The sequence below is a fragment of the Desulfurobacterium sp. genome (assembly GCF_027028515.1).
In the GTDB taxonomy this organism is placed as follows: Bacteria; Aquificota; Aquificia; order Desulfurobacteriales; family Desulfurobacteriaceae; genus Desulfurobacterium_A.
This window is the reverse complement of record NZ_JALVIW010000074.1, coordinates 1-9185: the sequence shown is the minus strand read 5'-3', so window position 1 is coordinate 9185 and position 9185 is coordinate 1. Positions and strand designations below refer to the sequence as shown.

13 protein-coding genes and 1 pseudogene are annotated in these 9185 nt (G+C 40.3%); 6 read left to right on the top strand and 8 right to left on the bottom strand.

What is annotated here, in order from left to right:
• The 4 genes and pseudogenes from prfB to MV676_RS06720 all read left to right on the top strand — a co-directional run.
• Positions 1–179: pseudogene (prfB, locus tag MV676_RS06735) on the top strand (peptide chain release factor 2); the annotation flags it as partial.
• Positions 180–189: 10 nt separating this feature from the next.
• Positions 190–1611 carry a cysteine--tRNA ligase gene (cysS, locus tag MV676_RS06730; protein ID WP_297446050.1) on the top strand — a complete coding sequence of 474 codons (1422 nt, stop codon included), beginning with the start codon at positions 190–192 and terminating at the stop codon, positions 1609–1611.
• 1 nt (position 1612) lies between these two features.
• A complete protein-coding gene (locus MV676_RS06725) occupies positions 1613–1783 on the top strand; it encodes a hypothetical protein (protein WP_022847216.1) in 171 nt (56 codons plus the stop codon).
• Between the two features lie 15 nt (positions 1784–1798).
• A complete protein-coding gene (locus MV676_RS06720; protein WP_297446048.1) occupies positions 1799–2314 on the top strand; it encodes a gamma carbonic anhydrase family protein in 516 nt (171 codons plus the stop codon).
• 24 nt (positions 2315–2338) lie between these two features.
• On the opposite strand, the gene MV676_RS06715 is transcribed toward MV676_RS06720, so the two are convergent.
• The 7 genes from MV676_RS06715 to MV676_RS06685 all read right to left on the bottom strand — a co-directional run bounded on the left by MV676_RS06715 (position 2339) and on the right by MV676_RS06685 (position 7568).
• Positions 2339–3136, bottom strand: coding sequence for a 2-amino-3,7-dideoxy-D-threo-hept-6-ulosonate synthase (locus MV676_RS06715; protein ID WP_022847214.1), 798 nt, complete (start codon positions 3134–3136; stop codon positions 2339–2341).
• Between the two features lie 97 nt (positions 3137–3233).
• Positions 3234–3806 carry a D-sedoheptulose 7-phosphate isomerase gene (gene gmhA, locus MV676_RS06710; protein ID WP_297446045.1) on the bottom strand — a complete coding sequence of 191 codons (573 nt, stop codon included), beginning with the start codon at positions 3804–3806 and terminating at the stop codon, positions 3234–3236.
• A gap of 10 nt (positions 3807–3816) precedes the next feature.
• On the bottom strand, positions 3817–5085 hold the full coding sequence (gene rho / locus MV676_RS06705; RefSeq protein ID WP_343214961.1) for a transcription termination factor Rho: 1269 nt from the start codon (positions 5083–5085) through the stop codon (positions 3817–3819).
• Between the two features lie 98 nt (positions 5086–5183).
• A complete protein-coding gene (gene tatC, locus MV676_RS06700; protein WP_297446043.1) occupies positions 5184–5915 on the bottom strand; it encodes a twin-arginine translocase subunit TatC in 732 nt (243 codons plus the stop codon).
• Positions 5916–5936: 21 nt separating this feature from the next.
• Positions 5937–6173 carry a twin-arginine translocase TatA/TatE family subunit gene (gene tatA / locus MV676_RS06695; RefSeq protein ID WP_297446040.1) on the bottom strand — a complete coding sequence of 79 codons (237 nt, stop codon included), beginning with the start codon at positions 6171–6173 and terminating at the stop codon, positions 5937–5939.
• Positions 6174–6184: 11 nt separating this feature from the next.
• Entirely contained in the window at positions 6185–6970 is a 786-nt protein-coding gene (gene trpA / locus MV676_RS06690) for a tryptophan synthase subunit alpha (RefSeq protein WP_297446037.1), read from the bottom strand.
• Entirely contained in the window at positions 6945–7568 is a 624-nt protein-coding gene (locus tag MV676_RS06685) for a DedA family protein (RefSeq protein WP_297446034.1), read from the bottom strand. The genes trpA and MV676_RS06685 overlap by 26 nt, the downstream gene beginning before the upstream one ends.
• Positions 7569–7649: 81 nt before the next feature.
• Between MV676_RS06685 and rpmE the strand changes: the two genes are divergently transcribed.
• Both rpmE and MV676_RS06675 read left to right on the top strand, forming a co-directional pair.
• Positions 7650–7856, top strand: a complete 207-nt coding sequence (rpmE, locus tag MV676_RS06680; RefSeq protein ID WP_297446031.1) for a 50S ribosomal protein L31 — start codon at positions 7650–7652, stop codon at positions 7854–7856.
• Positions 7856–8239 carry an FAD-dependent thymidylate synthase gene (locus tag MV676_RS06675; RefSeq protein ID WP_297446027.1) on the top strand — a complete coding sequence of 128 codons (384 nt, stop codon included), beginning with the start codon at positions 7856–7858 and terminating at the stop codon, positions 8237–8239. Before rpmE ends, MV676_RS06675 begins: the two co-directional genes overlap by 1 nt.
• Positions 8240–8251: 12 nt before the next feature.
• On the opposite strand, the gene MV676_RS06670 is transcribed toward MV676_RS06675, so the two are convergent.
• Positions 8252–9185: RtcB family protein (locus MV676_RS06670; RefSeq protein ID WP_297446025.1), on the bottom strand; the 934-nt coding region annotated here is incomplete at its 5' end.

The window sequence follows — 9185 nt, the reverse complement described above, 5'->3', positions numbered from 1 at the left end:
GGGAGCACAAAGAGATATCTTGGGGTAACCAGATACGCTCCTACGTTTTCCAGCCGTACCAGATGGTGAAAGACCACAGAACGGGCATAGAAACATCAAACATAAACGCTGTGATGGACGGTGATATAGATATGTTTATAGAAGGATATCTCAAGCAGAAAGCAGAAGCGGCAAAGTAGGGAGAGGACGATGATAAAGGTGTACAATACCCTTACCGAAAAGAAAGAAGAATTTATCCCTTTTGAGAAAAACAGAATCAAAATGTATGTGTGCGGTCCAACGGTGTATGACGATGCTCATATTGGGCACGCAAGGAGTGCCGTGGTTTTTGACGTCATAAGAAGATGGTTTGAACACAGAGGCTACAGCGTTATTTTTGTCAGAAACTACACCGACGTTGACGACAAGATAATAAAAAGGGCAAATGAGAAAGGCGTACCATGGAAAGAGATATCTGAAAAATACATAAAATCATTTGAAGAGGATATGGCCGCACTCAATGTAAAAGAGCCCACCTTTAAACCAAAAGTCACCGAGCACATTCCTGAAATCATAAAGATGATAAAAGGATTGATAGAAAAAGGGCACGCATACGAAGCCGACGGTGATGTTTACTTTGCAGTAGAAACATTCCCTGAATATGGGAAGCTGTCAAAAAGGAAGATTGACGAACTTATGGCCGGCGCAAGAATAGCACCCGGAGAAAAGAAACGGAATCCTCTTGACTTTGCGCTCTGGAAAAAATCAAAAGAAGGAGAACCTGCATGGGACTCACCGTGGGGAAAGGGAAGACCCGGCTGGCACATAGAATGTTCCGCCATGTCCATGAAATACCTGGGCGAAATGATGGACATTCACGGAGGAGGACTTGACCTCATATTTCCGCATCACGAAAACGAAATTGCACAATCCGAAAGCTACACCGGAAAGCCGTTTGTAAAGTACTGGATGCACAATGGTTTTGTAATGATAAATAGCGAAAAGATGAGCAAATCTCTCGGAAACTTTTTCACAATAAAAGAAATACTAAAAGATTTTTCACCGGATGTTTTAAGATTTTTCCTCGTATCAACGCACTACCGTAGCCCCATAGACTTTTCATTTGAGAGGCTAAAAGAGGCCAAAGCAGCCTTTGACAGGATTAAAAACTTTCTCAATGCTAAATCTGTAATAAAAAACGTACAGGAAGAAGGAAAAGGTGGTGCTCCTGTTGACGTTGAAAAATACAGGAAGGCATTTAACGAAGCTATGGACGATGACTTCAATACAGCAAAAGCATTGGGTATTCTCTTTGAAATGATAAAAGAGATAAACATACTGAAAGATAGCATCGTCAAAAAACAGAAAGCAACCACCGAAGAAAAAGAATCAATACTCGCAGCTGTATCGTTTGTTAGAGAGGTAATGAAAATTTTGGGCTTCAAACTTGAAGAAGAAAAATCAACAAACAACTTAGAAGATGAACTTATAAAGCTCTTGATAGATATAAGACAGCAGCTTAGAAAAGAGAAAAAATTCAAACTCGCAGATGAAATCAGGGATAGACTTAAGCAGATGGGAATAGTCTTAGAAGACTTACCCGGTGGAACGGTTTACCGTAAGGGGGAATGAAATGGGAATCTACGACAGAGACTACTACAGGGAAAAGCAGAGGGAAGAAGATAAAGAGCTCACGTTTTACAGGAAATTTGCTGTTTTCATGAAGTGGCTCTTAATAGTTTCCGCTATCTTTTCATTTATAATTTGGCTGCTTGCCGTATTCACCAGGGGAAGCGGCTATTAATGGAGGATAACGGCTATGATAATAAAACCGTTTAAAGGGATGAATCCAGAAATTGGAGAGAGGGTTTTCATTGCTGAAGATGCGGTAATCATCGGGGACGTTAAGATAGGTGATGACAGTAGCATCTGGTACGGAACGATAATAAGGGGTGATGTGAATTACATTAGAATAGGAAAATGCACTTCTGTTCAGGATGGAACGGTAATTCATGTTACCAACAAGACCGCACCAACAATTGTTGGAAACTATGTTACCATAGGACACGCTGTAAAACTCCACGGTTGCGAAATAAAAGACAATTGCCTGATAGGAATTGGGGCGATAATTCTTGATAATGTCGTTATAAACGAAAACTCGATAGTTGCAGCCGGAACCATTGTTCCCCCAAGGAAAGAATTCCCTCCAAACAGTTTGATAATGGGATTTCCTGCAAAAGTCGTTAGAACACTGTCTGAGGAAGAGATAAAAGGATTGAAAGAGCACGCTCTCAGATATGTTGAATATAAGAGTGAATATTTAAGCGAAAAATAGAAAAGGCGCCAAAGGCGCCTCTCATTAACCTTCTAAAACTTTTGCAGCTTCTTTTGCCGTCTTTCCTTCATGAACGATGAGAGAAATAGCCCTGACTATTTTTTCAGGATCTTCATGCTGGAATGCGTTTCTTCCGATAGAAACACCAGCACCACCTGCCTTCATTGCACCTTCAACCATTTCGAGAATTTCCATATCGTTGCTCATCTTTGGACCACCTGCAATAACAACAGGAATAGGACAGCCTTCAACAACCTTCCTGAACGTTTCCGTATCGCCCGTATAGGCAACTTTAACAATATCGGCTCCAAGCTCCGCCGCAACCCTGGCACAGTGGGCAACAACATCAGGATCAAAGGGATTTTTTATTCCTTCGCCCCTCGCGTACATCATCGCAATTAACGGCATTCCCCACTCAAGGCAGCTTTCCGCTATTGCTCCAAAATCTTCTAACATCTTATCTTCATTTATATCACCAAGATTAACATGAACAGAGACACCGTCAGCACCTATTTTTATCGCTTCTTCAACAGAACAAACAATAACTTTTGTGTTGGGCTTTGGCGAAAGTGAAGTACTGGCAGAAAGGTGAATAATCAGGCCAACGTCTTTTCCCCTCTTTCTGTGACCGTGTCTTACAAGCCCCTTGTGAATGATTATTGCATTAGCACCACCGTTGGCCACTTTATCTATAGATTCCCTTATGTTAATGATCCCGGGGATTGGTCCCATTGAAACGCCGTGATCCATCGGAATTATAACGGTCTTTCCCGTCTCTCTGTTTATTATTCTTTCAAGTCTTATAGCCTTTCCTATCTTCATTTCTTTCCTCCAGACAGTAAATCGTTTGAAGGAAAATTATACCACTCTTTTTTAAATAAAGTATAAGCTCCAGAGGTAAGAAAAAACGGGGGAAAGTTTATCTGCTAAACAGGGATTTCTCTATAAAATCACACAAGACATGTCCGATAGTTATGTGTACCTCCTGAATTCGCGGCGTCGAAAACGACTTGACAACTACTGGATAATCCACCAGGTCCTTCAATCTACCACCATCTTTTCCGAGAACCCCAACTGTTAATATACCTTTCTCTTTGGCCTTCATAACTGCACGAATTACATTCTCCGAATTGCCACTGGTACTGATACCTATTAAAACGTCATTCTCATTGCCTAAAGCTTCCACCTGCCTCTCAAAGATAGCGTCAAATCCAAAATCGTTACCAACGGCCGTCAGGATAGACGTATCTGTGGTAAGAGCCACCGCCGGAAGAGCTCTCCTATCAAGCAGAAATCTTCCAACAAGCTCAGCTGCTATGTGCTGAGAATCAGCTGCACTTCCACCGTTACCGCATAAAAGAATCTTTCCGCCATTTCTTATTCTTTCTACAACTTTAGAAAAAATTAGAAAGAGATACTCTTTATTTTCTTCAATAAAATTCCTCTTCAGGTCAGCACTTTCAAGAAATGAATAGTATATAAGCTCTTTCATAGCAGCTCCATCAAGCGTTCATAGCCTTCAGGAAATCTTCGTTTGTCTTGTATTTCCTCAGTTTCTCAAGCAGAAATTCCATAGCCTCCACAGGCGCCATAGAGGTAAGGAGCCTCCTTAATATCCAGACCCTGTTTAATTCCCAATCGGAAAGCAGAAGCTCCTCTTTCCTTGTTCCAGACTTCTGTATGTTTATAGCAGGGAAAATTCTCCTTTCAACAAGCTGTCTATCAAGGACAATTTCCATATTACCAGTACCTTTAAACTCTTCAAAAATAACATCATCCATACGGCTGCCTGTCTCTATAAGTGCAGTGGCAATTATCGTAAGGCTCCCCCCCTCTTCTATATTCCTTGCAGCACCAAAAAACCTCTTCGGTTTGTGGAAAGCGTGGGCGTCAATACCACCTGAAAGAATCTTTCCACTTGGTGGTGTAAGCGTGTTGTAAGCCCTTGCAAGCCTCGTTAGACTGTCAAGAAGAATAACAACGTCTCTCTTATGTTCTACAGGCCTTTTAGCCTTTTCAATCACTATTTCAGCAACCTGAGCGTGTCTCTCAGGCGGTTCGTCAAATGTTGAACTTATAACCTCGTCAGCAAGCGTGTTTCTTTTCATATCGGTAACTTCTTCGGGACGCTCATCTATAAGCAGAATAATTAAATAAGTGTCAGGATCGTTCGTTTTGATGGCATTTGCAAGCTTCTGAAGAAGAACCGTTTTTCCTGCCCTTGGAGGTGCAACTATCAGGCCTCTCTGTCCCTTTCCAACAGGCGTTATAAGGTCTATCACTCTGGTGGAAAGCTCTTCCGGAACGGTTTCAAGCCTGAATCTCTCTGTAGGATGCAGGGGTGTCAAATTATCAAAATTTGGCCTTGTTTTCGCCTTAGAGAGAGGTTCCCAGTTTACAGCATCAACTTTTAAAAGCGCAAAGTATTTCTCACCCTCTTTTGGAGGCCTGACCTCACCGGCAATAGTATCACCCGTTCTAAGACCAAATTTCCTTATTTGAGAGGGTGAAACGTAAATATCACTTGAATTTGGAAGATAGTTGTTCTCAGGCGACCTTAAAAATCCAAATCCATCCGGGAGCACCTCAAGAACACCTACCCTGTATATGGCGCCCCTTTTTCTCGCGTTTTCCTCAAGAATCTTAAATATCAAATCCTGTTTTTTAACAGATTTTACATCAAGACCCAGTGACTTGGCTATTTTCCTCAAATCAAAAATACTCATGTTTTGAAGTTGTTCCAGAGACAGAACCTCAGTTTCCTGAGCCATTATGCTTTTTCCTCCATCGGGTTATAAGATTTTTATTGAAATAAACACACGTAGCCCTTTCCCAACTGCCTAAAGTATTATGTTAGAAATTAGAAACATTACCCTTCCTTATTCTCGAGAACCTTTGCAACCATTATACTTAGTTCGTAAAGAAAGAGCAAAGGGACAGCCATCATTATCTGGGAAGCCACATCGGGAGGTGTTAGGATAGCTGCTACTATGAATATTATTAGTATAGCAAACTTTCTATTCTTTTCAAGAAGCTTGTGGTTTATAACCCCCAATTTTGCAAGAAGTCCCACAACTACAGGTAAGAGGAAAACAAACCCAAAAGCTAAGGTTAGCTGAATAACAAAAGAGATGTAGTTGCCGACCCCAATTTGAGGAATAAGGAGATTTCCCATAAATCCAAGCAAAAACCTTAAAGCAAAGGGTATAATTATGAAATAGGCAAAACAGACACCTATTGAGAAGAAGAGAAAAGAGAAAAAGAGAAAAGGAATAATGAACTTTTTCTCGTTAGGGTAAAGCCCCGGCTCAATAAATTTCCAGACCTGATAGAGGATAAAAGGCATTGCAATAATCATTCCACCGAAAAAACAGATTTTAAGAGCGGTGAAAAAGGCTTCCGGAGGAGAGAAGAAAACAAGCTTTCCTTTCAAATAATCGGGGAGAGGTCTTTCGAGGAAGAGAAGAATGTCTTTCCTGAAAGGCCAGCAGATAAGGAAGCCTACAAAAATAGATATAACCGATTTAAAGAGCCTGCTCCTTAATTCTTCCAAATGGTATGTAACCGGTGCCTCTTCCGGACGAATCCTCTCCTCTGACATAAAACCACCTTTAGCTGTTGATTATGCGTTTTTTGAATCTTTAACTTTTATCTTTTCTATCTCTTCATCTCTTGTAACTTTTTTGGGTTCTTCCTTTTTCTTCTCGTCTTCATCTATGATACCGGAAGATGCCTTTCTGAACTCATTTATTGCTTTTCCCATTGACTTAGCAAGGTCTGGAAGTTTTGAGGGACCAAAGATGAGAAGAGTAATGATAAGAATAAGAATAAGCTCGTTAGTTCCAATTCCACCAAACATTGTTTCCTCCATTAAGTGTTATTTGAAGCCTCTTTTATACCATTTTTTAGCTCTCTTAACAGCTCTTCAAGTCCCAATTTGTCCAGCTGTTCTATCTTTTTCACAACTGCACTTCCAACGACGAAACCATCAACTGCTCCGTAAAGGCTAATTATATGTTTTTTCTTTGATATACCAAATCCAACAACAACCTTTTTCTCTGTAACTTTTTTAACTCTTTCAATATCCGCCTTTATGGAAGGATAGTCAAGCTCATCCCTGGCTCCTGTAGTTCCCGTGAGAGAGACATAGTATATAAAATCGCTGGAGGCTTCTGCTATCAACTTCAACCTATCATCAGTACTCGTAGGTGCAGCAAGGAAAACAGGACTTAAGCCCTTTCTCTTTGCATACTCTGAAAAATTTTTTCCTTCTTCAGGTGGAAGGTCAGGAATAATAAATCCATCAGCTCCAGCAGCAGCCGCATCATCTATAAACTTTTCCTCACCATAAACAAATACAGGATTATAGTAACCCATTAGAATTATGCCTTTGTCTGGAAATTCTTCTCTCAGAACAGACACAAGTTCAAAAACCTTTTCAGTGTTAGCTCCCGACTTAAGTGCCCTTTCGTGAGCCTTCTGTATTGTAGGTCCATCGGCAAGAGGGTCAGAAAATGGCATTCCAACTTCAACGACATCTGCATACTTAAGTATAATCCTGAAAAACTCAAGAGATGTATCAAAGTCAGGATCACAGGCTGTAGCATAAATTATAAGAGGTTTCTTTCCCTTAAACGCCTTTTCTATTCTTTTCATAACGTCTCCAGAAGTAATATCCTGCTAAAGATACAGCAATTAAGAGAACAGCAAAAATCTTATTGGTAATAATAATGGATAAAATTTTATCTATCAAGTCACCTACAACAAGGTAAAAGATAGCCCATAAAAAAGCTCCAACAATGTTCCACAAAGTGAAAGAAATAAAAGGAAGTTTAAAAGCACCCATAACGACAGGAAGTATGGAACGGAAAACAGCAATAAACCTTCCAAAAACGAGCGTTATTTCTCCCTTACTGACAACAAATTGTCTAACCTTTTCATAACTTTCAGAACCAACTTTGAACTTCCTAAGAATCTGTTTAAGCGTTCTCTCCCCGACCCAGTATCCGAAAAAAAAGCTTACGGTATAGCCTGCTACCGTTCCCAAAACAACAGATAAGACAAAATTCACGGGAGAAATATACCCTCTGGCGACAAGAACACTTCCAACTATTAAAATCTTCTCCGCGGGAAAAACAAGCCCGAGCAGCAGAGCCGTCTCAAGAAACGCCCACAACCCTATTATTAACCCGGCTATGTGAGGATTTGATTCAAGATACTTAAGTGATTCACTGACTGCATTAGCAACATCCACTTGACACCTGCTAACCTCTAAAATAAACTTTCATACTGCAATTTATAAAACTGAAAATCAATTATACAGGAGGTTTACATAATGAAAAAAGGCATCCATCCAGAATACAAAGAGACAAGAGTTATCTGTGCTTGTGGTAACACATGGGTAACAAGATCAACAAAGTTTCCAGAGATTAAAGTGGAAGTGTGCAACAAGTGCCATCCTTTCTTTACAGGTGCACAGAGAAAGGTATCTATTACCGGTAGAGCCGAGAAGTTCAAAGCCAAGTACGGAGACAAATATTAATGGAGATAAAGCTTGTCTCTTCTACACAAGATATCCTCAAAACAGTATCAACAGCGGCCAGGGTATGCTACTCTGGCCTTTCCGTTGATGAGCTTCTCTCAAAATTCTCACCGGAAGATAACCGGAAACTTATAAAAAAAGTAGCAGGTATGGGACATCTCTCCGTCATTGAACATGCCGTGTTTACCTTTTCTGTTCCCGAATCCCTAAAAGAGGAACTTCTCTCTATTATGATGGAAAAACCATACCTATCTATCAGCCATATAGAAAACGGCTTTATCGTCACTCTCAATCTGAGAACGATGAAAGAACTCCAAACACTGTTTCCTGAATTTAAGTTTACAAAAGCTGTAGCAGAGTATATCCCGGAGTGGCTGGCTTAACTTTATTGACCGCTATCCCTTCACGTTGTAAATCGGTCTGACGAATCTTTCAATCTCAACAGTTTGGGGCAGAAATTCCAGAATCTCATCAGGATTTTTATAGGCCATAGGTGCTTCATCTATCGTTTTAGATGAAACTGTTGAAGAGTAAACACCTGCCTTCATAACTACTTCTTTAAACTCTTTAAAAGAAAGCTTCTCCCTGGCCTTTCTGCGGCTTATCTTCCTGCCTGCACCATGAGGTGCTGAAAAATTCAATTTTTTCACGCCCTTACCCCTACCTATAATCAGACCGTAAACTAAGTTAAACGGAATAACAACTTTTTCATCTTTATGAGCTGAAATAGCACCTTTTCTGACGCAGTAGTCCCTCTCAACGTCTATGTAGTTGTGAACGCTTTTAATTATCTTAGACTCGTTAAACTCCTGTCTGAAAAAGTTTTCAATTATCAGTTTCAACATCATTTTTCTGTTAATATCAGCGTACCTCTGGGCAAGTTTCATTGCCTCCATGTAATCTTGTCCACCTTTATTCAGAGGTAGAAAGGAGAGGTCCTTATGAAGATGCGGCATAACTTTTTGAGTATATTCAACAGCTCTTTTGTAAAAATGGACGCAGACCCTCAAACCCAAGTTTCTTGAACCTGAATGGACGGTTAAATAATAGTTTTCTTCATCATCAACACCTAACTCTATAAAGTGGTTTCCGCTTCCAAGAGTTCCAACCTGTAGGAGCGGTTCATTAAGATCTATCCCAAACTTCTTTGTTAAAACCGCTGTCATCTCTTTCAAAAATTTCCTATCTTCTTTTGACAGCGACAGCTTTCTGGCGTTATTCTTTGTTCTGCAGGTAAGCCCAAGAGGAATATTGCCTTTGACAAAAGCGTCTAACTTTTGAAGGTTGATTTTTCCCAGCCTTCCAAGTGGATAGGTATATACTCCGCAA